Consider the following 20,929-nt stretch of genomic DNA (forward strand, 5'->3'; position numbering starts at 1 on the left):
GGGGCCGTCCACATCTGCTATTTCGACGAGACCACCCGCAAGCGCGTGCTGGAGCGGCTGGCCGGCCTGCTGGCCGACGACGGCTATCTGGCGCTGGGGGCCGGCGAGACGGCCATGGACGTCACCGAGGCCCTGCAGCCCGCGCCCGGCGCCCCCGGCGTCTATCGCCGCAATCCGCGGTTCCGCGCCGCGGCGGCCTGACGCCGGTCAGGGCAGGATCGTCATCTGGGTCTGGGTGACCAGCGCCGCCAGCCTTCCCGAGGCGTCGACGATCCGCGTCTGCCAGACCGAGGACCGCCGCCCGACGTGCACGGGGGTCGCCTCGGCGGTGATCACCGCCCCGACGGCGACGGCGCCGAGAAAGTTGGTCTTGCTCTCGATGGTGGTCGTGCGCGCGCCCTCCGGCAGGTTGAGGAACGCCCCCACCGCGCCGACCGTGTCGGCCAGCGACATGTAGACGCCGCCGTGCAGGATTCCGCCGGCCGTGCACAAGTCCTCGCGCACCGTCAGCCGGCCCAGCACCCGCGTCGGGCCGGCCTCGACGATATCCACCCCCAACAGATCGGCGAACGGCAGGGATGGCGGGGCCTGGGTCATGGCGGTCTCCTCGTGGGCGGCCCCGGCATCGGGCCAGCCCGGCGCCGCTTTCGTCAATGACCTTGCAGGTAAGCCTCTTTGCTTCCCCCGCGTCACGCGCGCATTGTCGCCGTCGAGCCGCGCCAGACGGCGACACCAGGGAAGATCGAACGGGTTCCGGCGTCGGCCGCCAAAGGTCCGAATCGCCGGGCGCGACACGCCAGGAGAGGATTCGATGAGCGTCGCCGAACTATCGTCCGAGACAATTCCGCATGAGATCGCCGCGACGGTGATCGACCCCAAGGCCTATGCGCAGGACACGCCCCTGCACGAGGCGATGCGCTGGCTGCGGGCCAACCAGCCGCTGGGCCGGGCCGAGCTGGACGGCGTCCGCCCGTTCTGGGTGGTGACCCGGCACGCCGACATCCTGGAGGTCAGCCGCCAGAACGCCCTGTTCCACAGCGGCGACCTGTCCACCACCTTCACCACCATCGAGGCCGACAGCAAGGTCAGGGCGATAACCGGCGGCAGCCCGCACCTCGTCCGCTCGCTGGTGCAGATGGACGCCCCCGACCATCCCAAGCACCGGGTGCTGACCCAGGCCTGGTTCCTGCCCCAGAACATCCGCAAGCTGGAAGAGCGCATCCGCACCATCGCCCGCGAGCACGTCGACCGCATGGCGGCCTTGGCCGGCCCGGACGGGATCGGCGAGTGCGACTTCGTCGGCGACGTCGCCCTGACCTACCCGCTGCGGGTGATCATGGAGATCCTCGGCGTGCCCGAGTCCGACATGCCGCGCATGCTCAGGCTGACCCAGGAGCTGTTCGGCGCCCAGGACCCCGAGCTGAACCGCGCCCGCCAGGAGATGATGGACCACGCCGACGCCGTCCAGCAGATCCAGGCCGTGCTGGCCGACTTCTTCATGTATTTCAAAAGCATCACCGACGACCGCAAGGCCTCGCCGCGCGACGACGTCGCCACGGTGATCGCCAACGGGGTCATCGACGGCGAACCGATCAGCGACTTCGAGGCGATGAGCTACTACGTCATCGTCGCCACAGCCGGGCACGACACCACCTCGTCCTCGACCGCCGGCGGGGTGTGGGGGCTGTGCCGGCACCCCGACCAGTTCGCCCGGGCCAAGGCCGATCCCGGCCTGATTCCCGGCCTGGTCGACGAGGCCATCCGCTGGACGACGCCGGTCAAGCACTTCATGCGCTCGGCGACCGAGGACTGCGAGCTGGGCGGGCGCAAGATCGCCAAGGGCGACTGGCTGTGGCTGGCCTATCCGTCCGGCAACCGCGACGAGGCGGTGTTCGCCGACCCCGACGCCTTCCGCATCGACCGGTCGCCCAACAAGCACCTGGCGTTCGGCTACGGCGCGCACCTGTGCCTGGGCCAGCACCTGGCCAAGATGGAGATGCGCATCCTGTTCGAGGAGCTGCTGCCGCGCCTGGCCTCGCTGGAGCTGGCCGGCCCCCCGGCCCTGGCCGAGGCGGTGTTCGTGGGCGGCCCCAAGCATCTGCCCATCCGCTATCGGATCGCCTGAGCGTCCGGCCAAATGAAAACCCCGCCGCATCGCTGCGGCGGGGCGTCGGAGGCCCGCCCGTCGGGGGGGAGTGAAAGACGGGCCGTCCGATTCTCGCGATCGAGGCGCCCTACTTGGGCTTGGCGTCCTCGGCGGTTTGGGTCACGGCTTGGCCGGCGGCCTTCACGTCCTTGCCGGCCCCGGAGACAGTATTGCAGGCCGCCGTGGTCAGACCGGCGGCGACAACCATAAGAAGCATCAGTTTGCGCATCATCAGTTCCCCTGAATTTTGCAGGACAGGAACGCGCTACGCCGCCGCTTGGTTCCGCCGGCCGCGGGCTTCATTTGGCGCATCGGCCTTTTGACTTCGCCCGACATCGCGAATGTCCGGCGTCGGGAAAACCAGCCGCGCGGTGACGCCCCCCCGCTCGTTGGCGGTCAGCTCGGCCTGGCCGCGCAACTGGCGGGCGAAGGCGGTCATCAGGGTGCGGCCCACCCCGCCGGCCTCGAGGTCCGGCGGCGGGCCGCCGCCCGCGTCGGAGATCTCCAGCACGGCCTCGTCGCCGTCGACCTTGAAGCGCACCGACAGCAACCCGCCGCGCCCGGCCAGGGCGTGCTTCTGGGCGTTGGAGATGGCCTCGACGGCGAACAGGGCCAGGGGCGCCAGCTTGTCGGGGTCGACGATCAGGTCGTCGGCCTCCAGCTCGGTGCGCACCACCACGCCGCGCGACTGGTCCGAGACCACCAGCTGGGCGATCAGCTCCTCCAGGAAGCGGCGGACGTCCACGCGCTTGAGGTCGCTGCCCTGGTAGAGCGCGCGGTAGATCAGGGCCAGGGCGGTGATCCGCTGGCAGGTGTCCGACATCGCCGCCCGCGCCGCCGGGTCGGCGAGCGCCCGCTGCTGCAGGTTGATCAGCGAGCTGATGACCTGGAGGTTGTTCTTCACCCGGTGATGGATCTCGCGCATCAGCGCGTCCTTCTGGGCCAGGGAATCGCGCAGGGAGTGGTCGCGGGCGACGATGGTCTCGGCCATCACCGCCAGGGTGTCGGCCAGGTCGCGGATCTCCGGCGGGGCGCGGTCGGCCTGGAGCGGGCGGACGGTGAAGCGTCCCCGCGCATAGATGGCGGCGATGCGCTGGAGGTACTGCAGCCAGCGCAGCACCACCCGGTCGGACACCACCCACACTGCCCCCAGCGCCACGGTGAAGGACAGCAGCGGGAAGATCACGCTCGACAGCGGATTGAGCTGGGCCCAGGATAGCACGCCCTGGGTCGGGGCCGACAGCACCACGAACACCTCGCTGCCGACCAGCGGCGCGACCGTGAACATCCGCGTCTCGCCCTTGGCGTCGCGGCCGGTGTAGGTGAAGGCCCCCTGCTTGGCGGCGCGGCGGCCGGTGTCGGCCGGAGCGTTGGCGAAGGCCAGCGGGTCGGTGCGGGTGAGCAGCCGGCCGCTGGCGTCGGCCAGGGCGACCTCGGTGTGTTCGGGCAGGGCGGCGTCGACGGTGTCGGGGCGCAGGCTCGACAGGCGGATCACCGCCACCAGCGCTCCGTCGAAGGCGCCGGTGGCGTCCTCCGCCCGGGCGGCGGCCAGCAGCGAGGGGTCGGCGCCGAAATCGCCCGGCGGGGCCCGGGTGACGATCAGCCGCTCGCCGGCGCGCAGGCGCGAGAACCATTCCGAACGGCGGCGGTCGGGATCGCCCGGCGTCGAGGCGGCGGCGCACGACACCCGGCCGATGGCGTCGAAGCGGATCAGGTTGGCGTAGCCCGGAACGGCGTCGACGACCTGGCCCAGGCGATGGGCGCATTGCACGCCGACGGCGTCGGGGGTCAGGGTCTGCAGCAGGACGTCGGCGGCCTCGACCCGGGCCCGCGCCGTGGCGGCGCTTCTTTGCGCGGCGAGGGCCAGGTTGGCCCGGCTTTCCTGGGCGTCCTTGCCGAAGGCGACCACGGACTGGACCGCGCCGAGGATCAGCACCGGCGCGAGCACCAGGGCCAGGGCCGGCCCGAGGCGAAAACGGATCGTGGTCAGCGGCCCCCACGCCAACCGTTTCATGACGTCACCTGACCGTGCTTACCCTCTCCGCATCGGCGAGAATGGCCCGCATGGCGTCGCCGGCCGGGCGGCCGTCCCGATCATAGTCGCCGCCCTCCAGCACCACCGCCAGCGCCTTGCGGGCGCGGCTGACGCGGCTCTTCACCGTACCGACCGCGCAGCCGCAGATCTCGGCCGCCTCCTCGTAGGCGAACCCGCCGGCGCCGACCAGCACCAGGGCTTCGCGTTGCTCGGCCGGCAGCATGGCCAGGCCAAGCCTCAGCTCGTCGAGGGCGATGGGCGCCTGCGGGTCGTCCACCGCCACCAGGGTCCGCTCGGCGGCCTCCTGGTCGAGCTGGGTCTGGCGCCAGGACCGGCGCTTTTCGGAATAGAACTGATTGCGCAGGATCATGAAGGTCCAGGCCTTCATGTTCGTGCCCATCTGATAGCTGGCCCGTGCGTCCCAAGCCTTCAGCATGGCGTCCTGCGCCAGGTCGTCGGCCGAGGCCGCGTCGCCCGCCAGGGTGCGGGCGAAGGCGCGCAGGTGCGGGATCAGCTGGACGAGTTCGCGTTTGAAGGCGGCTTCCTGGGCCGGATCGGCCTGGGGCTTCGAGGGCGCGGCGTTCTGAGACGTCGTCATCAATCGCGATCCGCCCGCTTTTCGTCCGCCCGCTTGAGAATATCCAGGAATTCGTCGGGGACGGGCTCGTTGACCACCTGGTCGAACATCTGGCGCAGCTTGACGCCGATAGCCTGCTGCCGCAACCGCGCCTCGTCTAGAGACGGATCTGGCCTGCGACGCTGTCCCATATAGGTCTGCTCGATCATCTTGTCGGCGTCGTGCGGCGAGGAAACGCCGTCCCCTCGAACTGTTCTGGGTTCGTCGCTCAACGCGCGGCCGCCTATCTTGTTCCCCGGTCCGATATGTACAATGCAAAATCCGAGCCGCGAGGGAACTCCCTTCGTGCAGCGGGCGTTCAATATCGTTGCGTCTTGCGCGACGCGGGCGCTCAATGCGCCCTGGTACAGTCGAAGACCTGGAGATCGGGAGGGGTCATGAGTCTTCTTGCCCGTTTGGCGCCGCACCTGCCCTACGTCCGCCGCTACGCGCGCGCGTTGACCGGCGATCAGGCCACGGGAGATCATTACGTACGGGTGGCCCTCGAAGCCCTGGCCGCGGGCGAACGCTCGCTGGAAGACCGCTACAGCCCCCGCGTCGCCCTCTACCATGTCTTCCACGCCATCTGGTGCACCAGCGGCGCGCAGTTGGAGGACGCTCCCGAGGAGGACGTCGCCGGCGACGCCAGCCGCCGGCTGATGCGGATCGCGCCGCGTTCGCGCCAGGCGTTCCTGCTCACCGCCCTGGAGGGCTTCACCCCCAGCGAGGCGGCCCAGATCCTCGACGTCGACTTCGACGAGGTCGACGCCCTGATCAGCCGCGCCCAGAGCGAGATCGACGCCGAACTGGCCACCGACGTGCTGATCATCGAGGACGAGCCGGTGATCGCCGCCGACATCGAGGCGCTGGTGCGCGAGCTGGGACACAACGTCCTCGACATCGCCGCCACCCGCACCGAGGCGGTGGAGGCGGTCAACCGGCGCCTGCCCGGCCTGGTGCTGGCCGACATCCAGCTGGCCGACGGCTCGTCGGGCATCGACGCGGTGAAGGACATCCTCGGCCGGCTCGACGTGCCGGTGATCTTCATCACCGCCTTCCCCGAGCGGCTGCTCACCGGCGAGCGGCCCGAACCGACCTTCCTGATCACCAAGCCGTTCCAGCCGGAGACGGTGAAGGCGGCCATCGGCCAGGCCCTGTTCTTCCATCCGGCCCGCCGCCGGGAAGCCGCCTGAGGGGCCGGGAAAAGCGAAGCCCAGAGAAATAGCGCCAGGGAACCGGCGCGACCGGCGCCGGGTTGTTCCTCGCCAGCGGCCGCGATCGGCGCGGCCGCGTCACGAGGACGTTACGCCATGCTCGGCTGGGCCTTGATCTTTGCGGTGCTCGCCGTCGCGGCGGGCTTTCTCGGCTTCGTCGGCCTGGCCGGCGTCGCCGCATCGATCGCCAAGCTGCTGTTCGTGCTGTTCCTGGTGCTGTTGATCGGCGGCTTCGTGATCCGGGCGTTTCGCGGCGACTCGGTCGTCTAGGCGCTCAGCACCGTTCGAAGAAGGCCTGGCAATGGCCCGCCAAGCGGCGGTCGCCGCTGGCGGCGGGCGAGCGGCCGGTGACGGCGGCGTCCGGCGTGAGGGTCTGCTCGGCGTCGCGCAGGGCGCGGTAGTGGAAGGCCCAGCTGCCGAAAAGGGCGCTCATCGCCAGGGCGATGGAGATCAGCATCACCCAGAACATGTGCCGCCCCCACGAAGCCTGTCGGGTGCGCGTGGCGCTGAGGCCCGACGAACGCCGGAACGCGGTGGTCATGGCCGCCTCCTCCGATTCGCCTTCGATGTTTCGCCGTCGTCCGGCGCTCGTTGGAAACGCGCGCGCCGCCGCGGCCGTTTCGCACCCCGGCGAGGCCGCGACGCGATCGCGAAGAAATTTTTGAGAATCGGCGGAACCGTGCGCGGCCGGCGACGTTGTCTGATTGCGGAGACGGCGACGCCCCCCCGACTTGAGACCGGCGATACGCCGGTCTGCCGTCTCCGCAACCCTTATTCTCGATGATGCACGACTGGGCGGACCGGCTTACGGCCCGCCCGTTTTCTTGCGCGGCCTCAGCTGGCGAAGTGGACCTGCACCTCGGCCCGGCGGCGCAACGGCCGCTCGGTCCCGCGCTTGGTGACCGCGCCCTGCTCGCCGACGGCGTCGACGTCCACGGCCGGCGCTGGGAAGCCCTTGTCGGTCAGGGCCTTGGCCACAGCCTCGGCCCGTCGCTTGGAAAGCTCGAGGTTCTGTTCGGCCGACCCCTTGGCGCCCGACAGCCCGACCACCGTCACCGCGCCGACCCGGCAGGCCTTCGACCGGGCGGCCGAATCGGAGATCACCTGCAGGGCCGCGTCGGTCAGGTCGGCCGACCATTCCTTGAAATAGACCGGGAAGCTGAAGTCCGCGCACGGCGACGGCGCGGCGACCTTGCTCGAATGCATCCAGGCCGGCGTCGTCTCGCAGCCCGAGACCAGCACGCCCAACCCAGCCGCGACCGCCGTCGCTCCAAGGATCTTCCGTCGCCACATAGCCCCGTCTCCCGATACGCGCCCGCTAAAAGAATAGGGCGGCCAGCCGACCGGCTCGCCGCCCCGAAACCTCGCGCCTGACGGCGCAAAGCTCAATAGCGCGGTTGACCGTTCTCCCAATAATAACGTCCGGTTGCCTGATCGAAATAGTAATAACGGCCGGCGCGCTCGTCATAATATTGCTTGCGATTGGTCGCGCCGCAGCCGCCGTCCTGGCGACAGCCGCGCACGGCCCCGGCCGCCCCGCCGACGGCGGCGCCGATGGCCGCGCCCTTGCCGGCGTCGCCGTTGCCCACGTTATTGCCGATCACCGCCCCCGCCAGGGCTCCCAGCGCCGCGCCGCCGGCGGCGTTGCGCTCGACATTGCCGCTCGACGTGCAGGCGGCGACGAGCAGCCCTGCAGCGACGATCGCCGCCGCCGGTCTCCAGACAATCCTGATGGTCATCGATGCGGTCCTTCTCGTTACGCTCTGGATTTCACGCCCCGCGCCCTGTCGCGGACAACGCGTCGATCCGCCGGGCCGTTCCATCGCCGGGAACCGCCGGCGCGGCTCGCCGTTAGGCCAGGACGCGCCCCGACCGGGGCCGCCGTCGGGGACCGCCAGCCGAAAGCCGCGAGATGACGCTCGAAACGGAAAGCCCGCCGTCGACGGAACGCCCAAAGCTCCGCCGGGTGGCCGCCGTGGTCAACCCGTACTCGGGCGGGGTCGGCCCGCACGCCGCCGACCAGCTGGAGGCGCTGTTGGCCGACGCCGGCCTGGACGCCCATGTCGCCGCGCCCGGACACGAGCGGCTGCAGGCGGCGCTGCAGGCGGCGATCGCCGATCGGCCAGACCTGCTGATCGTGCTGGCCGGCGACGGCACCGCGCGCGCCGCCGCCGCCCTGTGCGGACCCGCAGGGCCGCTGCTGGCCCCATTGCCCGGCGGCACCATGAACATGTTGCCCAAGGCGCTGTACGGCGAACGGCGCTGGCAGGCGGCGCTGCATGAGATTCTCGACCATGGCGTCGTGCGGCCGGTAAGCGGCGGCGAGGCGGACGGCCGCGCCTTCTACGTGGCCGCCGTGCTCGGCGCTCCCGCCCTATGGGCCCCCGCGCGCGAGGCGGCGCGCGACCGCAAGCTGCGGCTGGCCGTGCTGCGGGCGCAGCGGGCGGTGCGCCAGGCCTTTTCCGGCCGCGTCCGCTACGCCCTCGACGGCGAGGGGCACGAGAAGGCCGAGGCCCTGACCTTCGTCTGCCCGCTGGTGTCCAGGGCCATGCACGCCGAGACCGCGCTGGAGGCGGCGGCCGTCAATCCGTCGGGACCGCAGGACGTGCTGCGCCTGGGGGTCCGGGCCTTCTTCGGCGACCTGTTCGGCGACTGGCGCGACGACCCCGCCGTCAGCCTGGGCCGGTGCCGTGCGGCCCACGTCTGGGCGCGGCGCTGGATTCCCGCCACCCTGGACGGCGAGCCGGCGCGGCTGCCGCGCGACGTGCGGGTGCGTTTCGTTCCCCTGGCCTTCCACGCCCTGGTCCCGCCGCCGGAAGCGGCGCCCGAGACGCCGGAGACATGATCCGGCTGCTGCACGCGTCCGACATCCATTTCGGCTGCGAGAACCACGAGGCGGTCGAGGCCGCCGCCGCCTTCGCCCGCTCGGGCGGCTTCGACCTGATCGTCCTCACCGGCGACCTGACCCAGAACGGCCGCCGCCGGGAGTTCGAGGCCGCCGCCGGGTGGCTGGCCGGCCTGCCCCGCCCGTGGATCGCCACGCCGGGCAACCACGACACGCCCTATCTGAACCTCGCCGCGCGGCTCATCGCCCCGTTCGCCGCCTATGGGCGGGCCACGGGCCGGCCCGCCCGCGACCAGACCTTCGCCGCCCCCGGCCTATGCCTGCGCGCCGCCAACACCGCCCGGGGGGCGCAGGCGCGGCTGAACTGGTCGAAGGGCGCGATCGGCTTCGGCCAGATCGCCGCGGCCGAGGCCGCCTTCGCCGCCGCGCCGGCCGGCGCCCTGAAGGTGTTCGCCTGTCACCATCCCCTGACCGAGGCCCTGGGCGCGCCGATGACCGGGCGGGTGCGCGGCGGGCGACAGGCGGCCCGGCGGCTGAACCTCGCCGGCGCCGACCTGATCCTCACCGGCCACGTCCACATCCCGTTCGTCGCGCCCGCGCCGTTCGGCGATGGGCGCACCTACGCCGTCGGCGCGGGGACCCTGTCGCGGCGCGAGCGGGGGGCGCCGGCCGGGTTCAACGTCGTCGAGGCCGACGCCGCGACCATCGCCGTCACAGCCTACGGCTGGAACGGCCGGGACTTCACGCCGTGGCGCGCCTGGGCCTCGCCCCGGCGCGGCGCCGGTTGAACGCGAAAACGCCCCGGCCGTCGACCGGGGCGTCGTATTCGCTCGCCTGGATGGCTGGTCCGCCTCAGGGCGTGCGCCCGCGCACCAGATGCATGACCAGCGAGACCAAGAACAGGATCACGAAGATATAGAATAGAATCTTGGCGACCCCGATAGCCGCGCCGGCGATCGTCGTAAACCCGAGAACCGCGGCCACCAGGGCCACGACGAGAAAAATAAGCGCCCATCTGAGCATTTCAGTTCTCCCAAGAAACCTGAGGCTCTGGCGGCGCCTATCCTTTCGGCGCCGCCCCGCTCTTCTGATAAACGTCCGAACGGGGCGGGGTGTTCCTTCATCTATTGATCAGGCGGCCTTGGCCTTGGGCTCGGGATAGCGCCAGCCCTCGCCCTGGCCGGCGGCCGAGGCGAACTGGACGGCGGCGAACTCCCAGTTGGCGAGGGTGTCGAACCAGGTCTCCAGGAAGCCCTTCCGGTTGTTCTGGTGATCCAGGTAGTAGGCGTGCTCCCACAGGTCGCAGACCAGCAGCGGCGTCACGCCGGCCTCGGTGACGGTGTCGGCGGCGTCATGGGTCGAGATCACCTTGAGGGCTCCGCCCTCGGCGACCAGCCACACCCAGCCCGAGGCGAAGTGGCCGACGCCTTCGGTCACGAAAGCGGTCTTCAACTGCTCCAGGCCGCCGAAGGCCGTGTCGATGGCGGCGGCCAGGGCGCCCGAGGGCGCCTGCCGGGCCGGGGCCATGCTGTTCCAGAAGAAGGCGTGGTTCCAGGCCTGGGCCGAGTTGTTGAACAGCTTGGCGTCCTTGCCCGCCGACGCGCGGATGACCTCTTCGAGGCTGGCGTAGCCCTGGCCGGACTTCTGCACCAGCTCGTTGGTGACGTTGACATAGGCCGCATGGTGCTTGTCGTGGTGGAACTCCATGGTGCGGCGGGAGATCACCGGCTCCAACGCGTCGTGCGCGTAGGGAAGGTCGGGCAGTTCGAACATGGGGGAGGACTCCGCTCTACATGAAAACGCGCCGCCCCCGGCGAGCAACCGGCGGGCGGTGGGAAAGGTTGCGCCGTCGGCGACCCGGCTCAGGATTTAGGGGGCGACCTGCCATCCATAAAGGCCCGCAGCACCACGCCGACCAGTTGTGGGTTGCGCAGGGCGATGAGGCCGGCGGCGATGGCTGCCCCGGCGCTGACCACGGGCTTGTCGCGAACGAGGTTCATGGCCAGGTCGATCAGCCCGGCCGCGTCGGCGTGCTTGGGGGCGTGGCGGTCGCGGCCTTCGGTCTTGCGCGCGGCGAAGAAGCCGGCGACGGCGACGACCAGGGCGAACACCGCCGCGACCACGGCGGCGGCCCCAGCCGAGCTCAGCGGCCCCTGCAGCAACGCATAGAGGGCGAAGGCGGCGGCGGCGACACTGATCGCGGCGGCGGCGGCGACTGCCGCGGCCGCCGCCAGGGCCATCAGCGTACGTTCGACGATCAACGGTTACGGCTGCCGGCGACGAGCAGGCCGACCAGGAAACCGACGCCGAGCGCGGTGAGGGTGGACGTCCACGGACGCTCCTTCACCTGGTCGGCGACCACGCGCTGGGCGACGTCGAAGCGTTCGCCGACGTCGCCGGAGCGGCTGCGCAGGGCTTCCAGCCCTTCGTGCACCGCCTTTTCGATGCGGCGGGCCGCATCGTTGAACGAACGTTCGGCCTTGTCGGACGCGTGGTGCGCCGCGCTGGAGACGGCGTCGGCGGCCTTTTCGGCGGCGTCGGAGATGTTGTCGGCGGCGTGGTTGAGGCGGGACTCGGCGGGCATGAAAAATCTCCGGTCGTGCGGCGCGGTCATGCGGCGTGTGGGACGAGCGATCAACGCGACGCCGGCGCCCAAGGTTCCAGCGTCGCGGGCCACCATAGCGTGTTTTCACTCGCGCCCAAGCCCGCTCATGACGGTTGGATTTTAAGTTATCGTGACCGCGAAGCGTCCGCGTGCGCCCCATTTGACGCGAAGCGCTACCTTTGTCCGCGACGCGCGCTATGGTGGATCGAGTGTGAACGGTGGACAAGGCTCCGCGCTTGACGGACCCAGGCGAAGAAGGCCGACGTATCAAGGCCCTGCGCGAGATGCGCGTGCTCAGCGGCGCGCCCGATCCTCGGCTCGACCGAATCGTCCGGCTGGCGGCCCTGACGCTGCGGGCGCCGCGGGCGACCATCACCCTGCTCGACGACGAGACCATCTGGGTGCGCTCGGCCTACGGGGTCGAGGATCTGGTCTCCTGGCCCAAGGCCGGCACCGTCTCGGACCTGACGGTCGCCCTGGGCGAGCCGATCTTCAGCGGCGACATCCGCGCCGATCCCCGCTACGCCGCCCGCCTGGGCGAGACGACCACCGACGTGCGCTACTGCGCCTTCGCGCCGTTGAAGACGCGCACCGGCGAGGCGATCGGCGTGCTGGGCGTCAGCGACGTCGAGCCCCGCCCCGCGCCCACCGAGGCCGACCGCCAGGCCCTGCTCGACCTCGCCGCCATCGCCGTCGACGAGCTGCTGCGCGAGGCCGACGCCCGGCGTATCCGTCGCCTGGTCGACGGCATGAGCGGGCTGGCCACCATGCTGACCCCCGAAGGCCGGGTGATCGAGAGCAACCTGCGGGTCAAGGAGGTGTCCGGCCAGGGCGAACTGGACAACCGGCTGATCTGGGAGACCGAGCGCTGGGCCTACGACCCGGCGATGGCGGCGGCCATCCGCGAGGCGGTGGCCCAGGCCCGCGCCGGCGAGACCGTCCGCTTCGACGCCGACCTGCGCAGCTTCAACGGCCGCATCGTGCCGATCGACGTGCAGGTGACGCCGATCCTCGACGACGACGGCGAGGTCGACTTCCTGGTGATGACCGGCACCCACATCGCCGAACGCAAGGCGGCCGAGACCCAGCGCGAGGTGCTGGTCGCCGAGCTCGACCACCGGGTCAAGAACGTGCTGGCGGCGGTGCAGTCGCTGGCCGCCCAGTCGGCGCGCAAGGCCGGCTCGATCGAGGGGTTTCTGAAGACCTTCACCGGCCGCCTCAAGGCCATGGCCTCGGCGCACGAGCTGCTGGTGGCCACCCGCTGGCGCGGGGCGGCCGTCGGCGACATCGTCGCCGCCGAACTGGGCGGCCTGGTCCCCGGCCAGGCGCGCTGGGACGGGCCGCCGGTCAGCCTGACGCCGCAGGCGGCCAACGCCCTGTCGCTGGCCCTGCACGAACTGGCCGCCAACGCCATGAAGTACGGGGCCCTGTCCGTCGACCACGGCCAGGTCAACGTGCGCTGGCGGCTGGGCGCGCAAGGCGATTTCGAGCTGGTGTGGAGCGAGCACGGCGGCCCGACCGTGACGCCGCCGTCCCGCCGGGGGTTCGGCTCCACCCTGCTCGACCAGGTCACCCCGCGTGCTGGGCGGCGAGGTGCGGCTGGACTTCACCGCCACCGGCGTGCGGGCCACGCTGCGGGCCGGGGCCTCGGCCCTGGCCGCGCCGGTCGAGGCCGCGCCCGCCGCGCCGCAGCTGGCCGAGGCCGGCGTCCCGTACGAGCCGGCCCAGGGCGACGCCGCCGCGCGCGTCGACGGCCTGCGCATCCTCATCGTCGAGGACGCCCTTCTGCTGGCGCTGGAACTGAGCGCCGGGCTCAGCGAGGCCGGCGCGGCGATCGTCGGCCAGGCGGCCGAGGTCAGTGAGGCGCTCAAGCTGGTCGACCAGCCGATCGACGCGGCGGTGCTGGACGCCAACCTCAACGGCGCCTCGGTGCGGCCGGTGGCCGAGGCCCTGGCCGCCCGCAAGGTGCCTTTCATCTTCGCCACCGGCTACGGCGACAACCGCGACGGCGCGCCCGGCGTGCCGGAAGGCTTCGACGCCCCGGTCATCCGCAAGCCCTACGACGTCACCCAGGTGGCCGCCGCCCTGGCCGAGATCACCGGCCGCGCCTGAGCGCCCGGCGAACGATCAGACCACCCCGCGCGCCTTCAGGCCGGCGATCTCGTCCGGCGAGAGGCCGAGGACGCCGGCCAGCACCGCCTCGGTGTGCTCGCCCAGGGCCGGTCCCGGCCAGCGCACCCGGCCCGGCGTCGCCGAGAGCTTGGGAAAGGCGTTCTGCATCTTGACGCTGCCGAACACCGGGTGCGGCGTCTCGACGATGGCCTCGCGGGCCTGGAACTGCGGGTCGTCCAGCATGTCGGGCGCGCGATAGACCCGGCCGGCGGGCACGCCGTGCGTCTCCATCAGCGCCAACACCGCCTCGGTCGATTGGCCGCCGGTCCAGTCGGCGATCAGGGCGTCGAGTTCGGCCTGGCGCTCGCCCCGCGCGCCGTGGGTGGCGAACCGGGCGTCGTCGGCCAGGCCGGGCTGGCCCATCGCCTCGGCCAGCCGCCTGAACACGGTGTCCTGGTTGGCGCCGATCACCACCATCTCGCCGCCGGCGGTCGGATAGGCGTTGGAGGGCGCGATGCCGGGCAGCACCGCCCCCGACCGCTCGCGCACGTAGCCGGTCAGGCCGTATTCGGTGATCAGGTTCTCCATGACCATCAGCACGCTCTCATAGATGGCCGCGTCGACCACCTGGCCCCGGCCGGTCCGTTCGCGCGCGTGCAGGGCCATCATCACCCCCAGCGCCGCATAGGTGGCCGCCAGGCTGTCGCCGATGGAGATCCCCGCCCGCGCCGGCGGCCGGTCGGGCTCGCCGGTGATGTGGCGCAGGCCCCCCATCGCCTCGCCGATCAGGGCGTAGCCGGCGCGCTGGGCGTAGGGGCCGGTCTGGCCGAAGCCGGAGACGCGGGCCATGACCAGGCCGGGATTGTCGGCGGCCAGGGCCTCGTAGCCCATGCCCCATTTCTCCAGCGTGCCGGGGCGGAAGTTCTCGACCACCACGTCGGCCCCGGCGATCAGGCGCTTGGCGATCCGCTGGCCCTCGGGCGCGCGCAGGTCGAGGGTGACGGACTTCTTGTTGCGGCCGATCACCGGCCACCAGGGCGAGTGCCCCTTGGGCTTGGTGCGGCCCCACTGGCGCATCGGGTCGCCCTTGCCGGGATCTTCGAGCTTGATGACCTCGGCGCCGAAATCGCCGAGAATCTGGCCGCAGAACGGGCCGGCGATCAGCGTGCCCATCTCGATCACCCGCAGGCCCGCCAGGGGCCCTTCGGCGGCCTCGCTCATCCGCGTCCTCCTCCGCAAGCCTGGAACCGTTCACGTCGGCGTGAGGTTCTTGCGTCCACAGGCCTCGCTTGGAGCGCAGGTCCAAAGCTGTCAACGCCATTCAGGAGACGCTTCATGAAACATGCAGTCCTTATCGCCGGTGTCGGCGTCCTCGCCCTTTCCCTCGCCGCCTGCGGCAAGAAGGCGGAGACTTCGAACCCGGCGGACGGCGGCGCGCCCCAAGCTGCCCAGCAGCCGGACGCCAATCCCGCCGCCACCATCCCAACACCGTCCAACGAGGCCGCCGCACCCGATTTCGTGGCCAAGGCCGCCGCCGGCGACCTCTACGAGATCCAGGCGAGCAAGATCGCGCTGACGCGCGCGAACAACGCCGAGGTGAAGAAGTTCGCCCGCATGATGATCGACGCCCACGTCAAGACCACCGAGGGCCTGAAGAAGGCGATCGCCGCGTCCGGCCAAGCGATCACCCTGCCCGCCGCCCTGCCCGACGACCTTCAGGGCAAGGTCGACGAGCTGAACAAGGCCGACGCCAAGGCCTTCGACAAGGTCTATGTCGACGGCCAGGTCGATGCGCACCAGGCGGCCCTGAACCTCTTCCAACGCTACGCCAACGACGGGACGGTCGCCCAGCTCAAGAGTTTCGCCGCCGAAACCGCGCCGACGATCCAGAACCATCTGAGCCTGGCCAAGGGCCTCAAGGACGGCCTCAAATAGCGCCGAAACGGCCGGCCCGACGCCTCGCGGCCCGGCCGCCGGGCGTCAGTCGGTCCTGATGACGTTGTCGTTGGAATTGCGGTCGATCAGCTTGTTGTAGGGATCGACGCCGGCGAAGCGCGGCGGGTGGTCCACCGTCACCACCATGGTCTGTTCGCCGCTGTGCAGCACCTGCCGCTGGAGGGCCAGGACGTTGCGCTTGGAGAAGGCCTTCTTGCCGGGTTCGGCGTCGAACACGCCGATGTCGATCGCCTCGGACAGCGGCGCCTCGACCTCCTTGCCGCGCCCGTCGGCGTAGAGCTTGCGCGCGACCACGGTGACGGCGACGTCGAAGCGGCCGTCGGGGCGTCGGGCGACCCGCGCCCGCGAGGCCCGCAGGTCGTAGAGGGTGATCTTGTCGAACAGGTCGGTGATCAGCTGCTGCTTGTCGGCCGGCGCCTCGGCCCGCAGCAGCGCCACCAGATCGGCCGAGGTCGGATACGGCGCGCCCTTGAAGGCGTAGGCGTCGAGGAACTTGCGCAAGGCGCGGTTCACCGCCTCCTCGCCGATCTCGTCGGCCAGCCGGTACATCACCAGCGAGCCCTTGCGGTAATGGATGTAGGGCTGGTTCTCGACCCGGTCGAGCGGCAGCTCCTCGATCGCCTCGCCCCCCCGCGCGCGCAGATAGCCATCCAGTTCGTACTTGAGGAACTTGCGGATCATGTCCGGGCCGTAGAGGCGCTTCATGACCATCAGCGCCGAATACTGCGCCAGGGTCTCCGACAGCATGGTCGCGCCCTGTTCGTCGGCGCCGACCACCTGGTGGGCCCACCACTGGTGGGCGATCTCGTGGGCCCCGACATAAGTGACCATGTCGATCTTCTCGGGGTCCTTGTAGTCGGCGATGAAGCCCATCCCCTCGGACCAGGGCACCGTGTTGGCGAAGGACTGGGCGAACTCGCCGGCCGTCACCGGGAACTCGACGAAGCGCAGCTGGCGGAACTGGTAGGGGCTGAAATTGGCGCTGCAATAGTCCAGCGCCGCCTTGGCCGCGTCGATCATGCGCGACACGTTCCAGGCGTGGGCCGGGTGGTAGTGCACGGCCAGGTCGACGCCCTTGTAGGTCTCTCGCCGCACGGCGTAGCGGGCCGACTGCAGCGAGAAGCCGTGCATGATCGGCGCGTCGCTGACGAAGCGCGCCGTGCGGCGGCCGCCCTTGACCGTCTCCGAGACGCGCGCGCCCGGGGCGATGGGCGTCTGGTCGGCGTCGGTGGTCACGGTGATGTCGGCGTCGACCCAGTCGGAATCGTGGCGCAGATAGTTGTAGGCGCGCATGGCCGGGTCGCCGAGCGGGGCCATGCGCAGCTCGGCCGGAAGACCGTATTTGCGCCGCTTGGTGCGATCCTGCAGCAGGCCGTTGCGGTCCATGCCGAGCGCGGGGGCGATCTCGGAATCGTCGATGAACGTGCCGTTGTCCACCACCCGCAGCCACGGGCGGCCGTTGACGAAGCCCTTCTGGGCGCGCTCGGTCTGGAACGACAGGGTGCGCTTCTCGCCCGGCAGCATCGGCATGTCGAAGGCGAAGATGCGATAGTTGAAGCGGTCGTAGGTCTTCTTGGGCCAGGCGCCCTGCACGGTCAGGGCGCTGACGTCGAGGCCGCGGTCGAAGCGCAGATGGATCTCGCGCAGCGGCGCGCCGGTGCGGTTCTCGATGACATAGACGCCCTTGGTGACGATGCGCGGCTGGCGCGGGCGGATGTCGACGTCCAGCTTGACCGCGGTGACCGTCGGCTGGGGACGGTTCTCGAACGGCAGCAGCGCCTTCTCCATGTCCGCCTGCCAGCGTTCGTTGTCCTGGACGGTGCGATACTCGTTCCAGATGTTGGTGTTGACGAAGATGAACACCCCGACCGCCGCCATCGCCGCCAGGGCGGCCCCGCCGACCATGCCGGACGGGCCGGCCAGGCGGCGTGGCAGGACCCGCAGGCGCGGCCTCAGCCGGGTCTCCATGCCGCGCGGCCACAGGCCGTAGGCCAGCACCGTCAGCACCACGGCGAAGGCGCTCCAATAGACCTGGAACCAGGCCGCTCCGATCCAGAAGCGCCCCTGGCCGTTCATGTCGGACAGGGGGATCGGCGGCGAGCCGGCGTAGCGGTAAAGGCGATGCTCCAGTCCGAGGCCCGGCAGGACGAACAGCGAGATCACGAACAGGATCATCAGACCCCAGCCGAAGAACTTGTGCGGGCTGAGCGCCTGGATGAACACCGCCAGCACGGCGATCAGCAGGAAGTCGACCGCCTGCGGCAGCACGTACCAGACGAGGTACTTGCCAAGCTCGAAGTGGAAATAGCCCTTGACGGCCTGAAGGCCGACGGCGGCCACGACGCTCACCCCCAGGGTCGAGACCAGCACCAGGGCGATCGCCAGGATCTTGGGCAGGACGAAGGCCCAAGTCGGCGTCGCCGTGACGTCGATCAGTTCGCTGGTCCCCTTGTCGCGCTCGCGCCAGACCAGTTCGCCGGCGTAGAACACGGCGATGATCAAGGCGAAGAAGGTGAACGACGTCCCCAGGGCGGCGATCATCATCCGGGTCACCGGGTGGACCGCCCCGCCATAGGCCGCCATGTCCACCGAGACCCAAAGTTCGGTCAGCACGTTGAACAGGCCGAAGGCCAGCATCACGCCATAGGCCGGGCTGAAGAACACCTGGGCCATGTCCAGCCGCGCGCGCGCCCAGACCTGGGTCGCCGTCGTCGCCAGGTTGAAACGCGGCCGGGGCAGGCGTCCCAGCGGGACAGCCGCCGGCCGGGGCTCGGCCAGGGCCGCCAGCTTGGCGGCCTTGCGACGGCGTCCCGACAGGCGCACGTCGTCGAAACGGAAGATGACATAGGCCAGGGCCAGGGCCGCGCCCGACACCGTCAGCCACAGGGCCTTGTTCCACAGCGCCGGACCCACAAGCGGCGGCAACAGGTGATTGCGCTCGTTGGCGGTCCAGTACTTGGTGGCGTCCGAGAAGGCGCCGACGCCGAACGGCTCCCAGATCGCCGTGATGTGGTCGAGTTCGGGCTTGGCGAACGTCAAGGTGGCGACCAGCCACAGCACCAGGAAGCCGATGACCCCGACATAGGTCCACATCATCGAGCGGGTGAGGGTGGCCAGCGCGAAGAACACCGTCGAGGTCAGGAACAGCGGCGGCAGGGCGACGACGAAATAGGCGTAGAGATAGTGCGCGGCCACGAACGGGCCGATCAGTTCCCGGTCGACCCACGGCATCAGCGAGCCGGCCAGGATGGCTGCGGGAACCGCCACGAACGACAGGGCGGCGGCGGCGAAGGCGCCGAGGAAGCGACCGTAGAGATAGTCGAACTTGCGGACCCGCGTGGTGCGGATGATGGCGCTGAAACCGGTGTCGTCGTCGCGCACCACCACGTTGGCGACGAAGGCCGTGGTCACGAACATGTAGAACACGGCCACGAAGAGCATGGTCTGGATCTGGGCGAACGGGCCGTTGCGGAAGTCGTTGGGCCCAAGGTCGCCGATACGGATCTGGTCGACCGTCACCGACCCGAAGGTCATCAGGAAGCACACCATCATCACGATCCAGAAGATCGGTTGACGGATCTGGTAGCGGAACTCGAAGCCCGCGATCTTGCCGAACATCCTCAGGCGGCCCCGACCGCGTCGGCGGGCCGCTCGACACGCCGGCGCGTCGCCGACAGGGTCGAGAAATAGACGTCCTCCAGGCCGCCCCGCGCGCGGATGAAGCCCTCGCCCGGATCGGAATCGGCCAGGACGTGGATCACCGTGCGGCCCGAGAACAGCCGGGTGGAGATCACGTCGTAACGGGCCTTGCACGCCTCGAGATCGGCCTTCTCGATGGCCTTCATCCACACGCGGCCGCGCAGGGCCTCCATCAGCGCCGCCGGCGCGCCCTGGCGCACGATGCGGCCGTCGCAGATGATCGCCATGCTGGGGCACAGGTCGGCGACGTCCTCGACGATATGGGTCGACAGGATCACCACCACGTTCTCGCCGATCTCGGCCAGCAGGTTGAGGAAGCGGTTGCGCTCCTCGGGGTCGAGGCCGGCGGTCGGCTCGTCGACGATGATCAGGCGGGGATCGCCGATCAGGGCCTGGGCGACGCCGAAACGCTGGCGCATGCCGCCGGAGAACCCGGCCAGCGCCTTGCCGCGCACGTCCCACAGGTTGACCTGATAGAGCAGGGCCTCGACGGTGTCCTTGCGCGCCCGGGGATCGGCGACGCCCTTCAGCACCGCCATGTGGTCGAGCATGTCGTAGGCCGAGATGCGCGGATAGACGCCGAAGTCCTGCGGCAGGTAGCCCAGCGTGCGGCGCAGCGCCTCGGGCTGCTTGATCACGTCGATGTCGTCGAAACGCACGAAGCCGGACGTCGGCCTCTGCAGCGTGGCGACGGTGCGCATCAAGGTCGACTTGCCCGCGCCGTTCGGCCCCAGAAGGCCGAACATGCCGCGTGGAATGGTCAGATCGACATCGTCCAGCGCCTTTACGCCGTTTGGATAAACGTGCGTCAGGCTCTCGATGATCAACATGGCCGCGTCCTTCCCCCCGGAACTCTGCAAACCCCCGTCGCCTCGAAAGCATGATCGACGCCGCCGGGGCAAGTGAAAGAACGGTTAGATCGATCAAGAAGGGCGCGACCAAGCGTCCGGCGCGGCGCCGGGTGTTCCCCAGCGCCGGAAACCGCAGTAAGCCTCGCGGCCATGACCCAGTTCGTGCTGCCGCCTCGCCCGCCCGTCGCCGCGCCCGTCGCCGGAACGCCGGCGCGCTTCCCCGTCCGCCGGGTGCTGTGCGTCGGACGCAACTACGCCGCCCACCGCCGCGAGATGGGCGGCGACGACCGCGAGCCGCCGTTCTTCTTCGCCAAGCCGGCCGACGCCGTGGTCGCCGCCGACGACGCCGGCGACTGCGGGACGGTGGCCTACCCGTCGGCGACGGCCGACCTGCATCACGAGATCGAGCTGGTCGCCGCCCTCGGCGCGGGCGGCCAGGACCTCTCGCCCGACGAGGCGCTGAAGCTGGTGTTCGGTTACGCCGTCGGCGTCGACCTGACCCGCCGCGACCTGCAGGCCGGGTTCAAGGCCAAGGGCCAGCCGTGGGACGCGGCCAAGGGCTTCGACGCCTCCGCGCCCCTCGGCGTCATCCGGCCGGCCGAGGGCGCGCCGCCTTCCGGCCGGATCTGGCTGTCCGTGAACGGACAGGTGCGCCAGGACGCCGCCGTCGCCGACATGATCTGGTCCGTCGCCGAGACCATCGCCCAGGCCTCGCGCCTGTGGCGGCTGGAGGCCGGCGACCTGATCTTCACCGGCACGCCGGAAGGCGTCGGCCCCCTGGTCCGCGGCGACAAGGTCGAGGGCGGGATCGACGGCGTCGGCGCCTTGAAGTTCGTCATCGGCTGAACCG

25 protein-coding genes are annotated in these 20,929 nt (G+C 70.6%); 10 read left to right on the plus strand and 15 right to left on the minus strand.

Going from position 1 to position 20,929, the window contains the following annotated elements; genetic code table 11:
• Positions 1-201: CheR family methyltransferase (locus tag C5708_RS05050; protein ID WP_278253797.1), on the plus strand; the 201-nt coding region annotated here is incomplete at its 5' end.
• Positions 202-207: 6 nt separating this feature from the next.
• Here C5708_RS05050 and C5708_RS05055 read toward each other — a convergent pair.
• Entirely contained in the window at positions 208-597 is a 390-nt protein-coding gene (locus C5708_RS05055; protein WP_242918533.1) for a PaaI family thioesterase, read from the minus strand.
• A 214-nt stretch (positions 598-811) separates the two neighbouring features.
• Here C5708_RS05055 and C5708_RS05060 point away from each other — a divergent pair, with 214 nt between their 5' ends.
• Positions 812-2,125, plus strand: a complete 1,314-nt coding sequence (locus C5708_RS05060; RefSeq protein ID WP_242918542.1) for a cytochrome P450 — start codon at positions 812-814, stop codon at positions 2,123-2,125.
• Positions 2,126-2,234: 109 nt separating this feature from the next.
• On the opposite strand, the gene C5708_RS05065 is transcribed toward C5708_RS05060, so the two are convergent.
• From C5708_RS05065 to C5708_RS05080, 4 genes are read right to left on the minus strand one after another with little or no spacing between them, the layout of a single operon-like run.
• Positions 2,235-2,375: an entericidin A/B family lipoprotein gene (locus C5708_RS05065; protein ID WP_242918544.1), complete on the minus strand. Its 141-nt coding sequence runs from the start codon at positions 2,373-2,375 to the stop codon at positions 2,235-2,237.
• Positions 2,376-2,411: 36 nt separating this feature from the next.
• Positions 2,412-4,160, minus strand: coding sequence for a sensor histidine kinase (locus C5708_RS05070; protein ID WP_242918545.1), 1,749 nt, complete (start codon positions 4,158-4,160; stop codon positions 2,412-2,414).
• A 4-nt stretch (positions 4,161-4,164) separates the two neighbouring features.
• Positions 4,165-4,779 carry a sigma-70 family RNA polymerase sigma factor gene (locus C5708_RS05075; protein ID WP_242918547.1) on the minus strand — a complete coding sequence of 205 codons (615 nt, stop codon included), beginning with the start codon at positions 4,777-4,779 and terminating at the stop codon, positions 4,165-4,167.
• Positions 4,779-5,030 carry a NepR family anti-sigma factor gene (locus C5708_RS05080; protein ID WP_278253798.1) on the minus strand — a complete coding sequence of 84 codons (252 nt, stop codon included), beginning with the start codon at positions 5,028-5,030 and terminating at the stop codon, positions 4,779-4,781. Before C5708_RS05080 ends, C5708_RS05075 begins: the two co-directional genes overlap by 1 nt.
• Before the next feature lie 165 nt (positions 5,031-5,195).
• On the opposite strand from C5708_RS05080, the gene C5708_RS05085 reads away from it, so the two are divergent.
• Positions 5,196-5,990 (plus strand): response regulator, encoded by a 795-nt coding sequence (locus tag C5708_RS05085; RefSeq protein ID WP_242918549.1) that lies wholly within the window; start codon positions 5,196-5,198, stop codon positions 5,988-5,990.
• Between the two features lie 117 nt (positions 5,991-6,107).
• Positions 6,108-6,281 (plus strand): DUF1328 domain-containing protein, encoded by a 174-nt coding sequence (locus tag C5708_RS05090; protein WP_242918551.1) that lies wholly within the window; start codon positions 6,108-6,110, stop codon positions 6,279-6,281.
• 4 nt (positions 6,282-6,285) lie between these two features.
• Here C5708_RS05090 and C5708_RS05095 read toward each other — a convergent pair whose 3' ends face one another.
• From C5708_RS05095 to C5708_RS05105, 3 genes are all read right to left on the minus strand, one after another.
• On the minus strand, positions 6,286-6,552 hold the full coding sequence (locus tag C5708_RS05095) for a hypothetical protein (protein WP_242918552.1): 267 nt from the start codon (positions 6,550-6,552) through the stop codon (positions 6,286-6,288).
• A gap of 293 nt (positions 6,553-6,845) precedes the next feature.
• Positions 6,846-7,304 (minus strand): OmpA family protein, encoded by a 459-nt coding sequence (locus C5708_RS05100; RefSeq protein WP_242918554.1) that lies wholly within the window; start codon positions 7,302-7,304, stop codon positions 6,846-6,848.
• A gap of 92 nt (positions 7,305-7,396) precedes the next feature.
• Complete coding sequence (locus C5708_RS05105; RefSeq protein WP_242918556.1) at positions 7,397-7,750, minus strand: YMGG-like glycine zipper-containing protein; 354 nt, start codon at positions 7,748-7,750, stop codon at positions 7,397-7,399.
• Positions 7,751-7,923: 173 nt separating this feature from the next.
• Between C5708_RS05105 and C5708_RS05110 the strand changes: the two genes are divergently transcribed.
• Together C5708_RS05110 and C5708_RS05115 are read left to right on the plus strand one after the other, a co-directional pair.
• Positions 7,924-8,856: a diacylglycerol kinase family protein gene (locus tag C5708_RS05110; protein WP_242918558.1), complete on the plus strand. Its 933-nt coding sequence runs from the start codon at positions 7,924-7,926 to the stop codon at positions 8,854-8,856.
• Positions 8,853-9,644 carry a metallophosphoesterase gene (locus C5708_RS05115; RefSeq protein ID WP_242918560.1) on the plus strand — a complete coding sequence of 264 codons (792 nt, stop codon included), beginning with the start codon at positions 8,853-8,855 and terminating at the stop codon, positions 9,642-9,644. The genes C5708_RS05110 and C5708_RS05115 overlap by 4 nt, the downstream gene beginning before the upstream one ends.
• Before the next feature lie 64 nt (positions 9,645-9,708).
• Here C5708_RS05115 and C5708_RS05120 read toward each other — a convergent pair whose 3' ends face one another.
• From C5708_RS05120 to C5708_RS05135, 4 genes are all read right to left on the minus strand, one after another.
• Positions 9,709-9,879 (minus strand): DUF1328 domain-containing protein, encoded by a 171-nt coding sequence (locus C5708_RS05120; protein ID WP_242918562.1) that lies wholly within the window; start codon positions 9,877-9,879, stop codon positions 9,709-9,711.
• Between the two features lie 108 nt (positions 9,880-9,987).
• Positions 9,988-10,629: a superoxide dismutase gene (locus C5708_RS05125; RefSeq protein WP_242918564.1), complete on the minus strand. Its 642-nt coding sequence runs from the start codon at positions 10,627-10,629 to the stop codon at positions 9,988-9,990.
• An 89-nt stretch (positions 10,630-10,718) separates the two neighbouring features.
• A complete protein-coding gene (locus C5708_RS05130; protein ID WP_242918566.1) occupies positions 10,719-11,117 on the minus strand; it encodes a hypothetical protein in 399 nt (132 codons plus the stop codon).
• On the minus strand, positions 11,114-11,440 hold the full coding sequence (locus C5708_RS05135; protein WP_242918568.1) for a hypothetical protein: 327 nt from the start codon (positions 11,438-11,440) through the stop codon (positions 11,114-11,116). The genes C5708_RS05130 and C5708_RS05135 overlap by 4 nt, the downstream gene beginning before the upstream one ends.
• Before the next feature lie 257 nt (positions 11,441-11,697).
• Between C5708_RS05135 and C5708_RS05140 the strand changes: the two genes are divergently transcribed.
• Together C5708_RS05140 and C5708_RS05145 are read left to right on the plus strand one after the other, a co-directional pair.
• Positions 11,698-13,323: an HWE histidine kinase domain-containing protein gene (locus C5708_RS05140; RefSeq protein ID WP_242918570.1), complete on the plus strand. Its 1,626-nt coding sequence runs from the start codon at positions 11,698-11,700 to the stop codon at positions 13,321-13,323.
• Between the two features lie 37 nt (positions 13,324-13,360).
• Positions 13,361-13,573, plus strand: a complete 213-nt coding sequence (locus tag C5708_RS05145) for a hypothetical protein (RefSeq protein ID WP_242918572.1) — start codon at positions 13,361-13,363, stop codon at positions 13,571-13,573.
• A gap of 15 nt (positions 13,574-13,588) precedes the next feature.
• Here C5708_RS05145 and C5708_RS05150 read toward each other — a convergent pair whose 3' ends face one another.
• Positions 13,589-14,794 carry a CaiB/BaiF CoA-transferase family protein gene (locus C5708_RS05150; RefSeq protein WP_242918574.1) on the minus strand — a complete coding sequence of 402 codons (1,206 nt, stop codon included), beginning with the start codon at positions 14,792-14,794 and terminating at the stop codon, positions 13,589-13,591.
• Between the two features lie 114 nt (positions 14,795-14,908).
• Here C5708_RS05150 and C5708_RS05155 point away from each other — a divergent pair, with 114 nt between their 5' ends.
• Complete coding sequence (locus C5708_RS05155) at positions 14,909-15,508, plus strand: DUF4142 domain-containing protein (protein WP_242918576.1); 600 nt, start codon at positions 14,909-14,911, stop codon at positions 15,506-15,508.
• Between the two features lie 45 nt (positions 15,509-15,553).
• Here the strand turns inward: C5708_RS05155 and C5708_RS05160 are convergent, their stop codons facing one another.
• Together C5708_RS05160 and C5708_RS05165 are read right to left on the minus strand one after the other, a co-directional pair.
• Positions 15,554-19,147: a M1 family aminopeptidase gene (locus tag C5708_RS05160; protein ID WP_242918578.1), complete on the minus strand. Its 3,594-nt coding sequence runs from the start codon at positions 19,145-19,147 to the stop codon at positions 15,554-15,556.
• Positions 19,148-19,149: 2 nt separating this feature from the next.
• Positions 19,150-20,058 (minus strand): ABC transporter ATP-binding protein, encoded by a 909-nt coding sequence (locus C5708_RS05165; RefSeq protein WP_242918580.1) that lies wholly within the window; start codon positions 20,056-20,058, stop codon positions 19,150-19,152.
• Between the two features lie 171 nt (positions 20,059-20,229).
• Between C5708_RS05165 and C5708_RS05170 the strand changes: the two genes are divergently transcribed.
• The gene (locus tag C5708_RS05170) at positions 20,230-20,925 is read left to right on the plus strand and encodes a fumarylacetoacetate hydrolase family protein (protein WP_242918581.1); all 696 of its coding nucleotides are present in this window, start codon (positions 20,230-20,232) and stop codon (positions 20,923-20,925) included.
• The last annotated feature ends 4 nt before the right edge of the window (positions 20,926-20,929 follow it).

The organism is Caulobacter sp. CCUG 60055 (assembly GCF_022750545.1).
Lineage (GTDB): Bacteria > Pseudomonadota > Alphaproteobacteria > Caulobacterales > Caulobacteraceae > PUIC01.

Bases quoted from the DNA above. Each gene is read 5' to 3' on its own strand.
- C5708_RS05055 (WP_242918533.1), bottom strand. From the start codon at position 597: ATGACCCAGGCCCCGCCATCCCTGCCGTTCGCCGATCTGTTGGGGGTG.
- C5708_RS05125 (WP_242918564.1), bottom strand. From the start codon at position 10,629: ATGTTCGAACTGCCCGACCTTCCCTACGCGCACGACGCGTTGGAGCCG.
- C5708_RS05160 (WP_242918578.1), bottom strand. From the start codon at position 19,147: ATGTTCGGCAAGATCGCGGGCTTCGAGTTCCGCTACCAGATCCGTCAA.
- C5708_RS05065 (WP_242918544.1), bottom strand. From the start codon at position 2,375: ATGCGCAAACTGATGCTTCTTATGGTTGTCGCCGCCGGTCTGACCACG.
- C5708_RS05170 (WP_242918581.1), top strand. From the start codon at position 20,230: ATGACCCAGTTCGTGCTGCCGCCTCGCCCGCCCGTCGCCGCGCCCGTC.
- C5708_RS05060 (WP_242918542.1), top strand. From the start codon at position 812: ATGAGCGTCGCCGAACTATCGTCCGAGACAATTCCGCATGAGATCGCC.
- C5708_RS05120 (WP_242918562.1), bottom strand. From the start codon at position 9,879: ATGCTCAGATGGGCGCTTATTTTTCTCGTCGTGGCCCTGGTGGCCGCG.
- C5708_RS05075 (WP_242918547.1), bottom strand. From the start codon at position 4,779: ATGACGACGTCTCAGAACGCCGCGCCCTCGAAGCCCCAGGCCGATCCG.
- C5708_RS05085 (WP_242918549.1), top strand. From the start codon at position 5,196: ATGAGTCTTCTTGCCCGTTTGGCGCCGCACCTGCCCTACGTCCGCCGC.
- C5708_RS05105 (WP_242918556.1), bottom strand. From the start codon at position 7,750: ATGACCATCAGGATTGTCTGGAGACCGGCGGCGGCGATCGTCGCTGCA.
- C5708_RS05155 (WP_242918576.1), top strand. From the start codon at position 14,909: ATGAAACATGCAGTCCTTATCGCCGGTGTCGGCGTCCTCGCCCTTTCC.
- C5708_RS05095 (WP_242918552.1), bottom strand. From the start codon at position 6,552: ATGACCACCGCGTTCCGGCGTTCGTCGGGCCTCAGCGCCACGCGCACC.
- C5708_RS05165 (WP_242918580.1), bottom strand. From the start codon at position 20,058: ATGTTGATCATCGAGAGCCTGACGCACGTTTATCCAAACGGCGTAAAG.
- C5708_RS05100 (WP_242918554.1), bottom strand. From the start codon at position 7,304: ATGTGGCGACGGAAGATCCTTGGAGCGACGGCGGTCGCGGCTGGGTTG.
- C5708_RS05110 (WP_242918558.1), top strand. From the start codon at position 7,924: ATGACGCTCGAAACGGAAAGCCCGCCGTCGACGGAACGCCCAAAGCTC.
- C5708_RS05135 (WP_242918568.1), bottom strand. From the start codon at position 11,440: ATGCCCGCCGAGTCCCGCCTCAACCACGCCGCCGACAACATCTCCGAC.
- C5708_RS05115 (WP_242918560.1), top strand. From the start codon at position 8,853: ATGATCCGGCTGCTGCACGCGTCCGACATCCATTTCGGCTGCGAGAAC.
- C5708_RS05150 (WP_242918574.1), bottom strand. From the start codon at position 14,794: ATGAGCGAGGCCGCCGAAGGGCCCCTGGCGGGCCTGCGGGTGATCGAG.
- C5708_RS05070 (WP_242918545.1), bottom strand. From the start codon at position 4,160: ATGAAACGGTTGGCGTGGGGGCCGCTGACCACGATCCGTTTTCGCCTC.
- C5708_RS05090 (WP_242918551.1), top strand. From the start codon at position 6,108: ATGCTCGGCTGGGCCTTGATCTTTGCGGTGCTCGCCGTCGCGGCGGGC.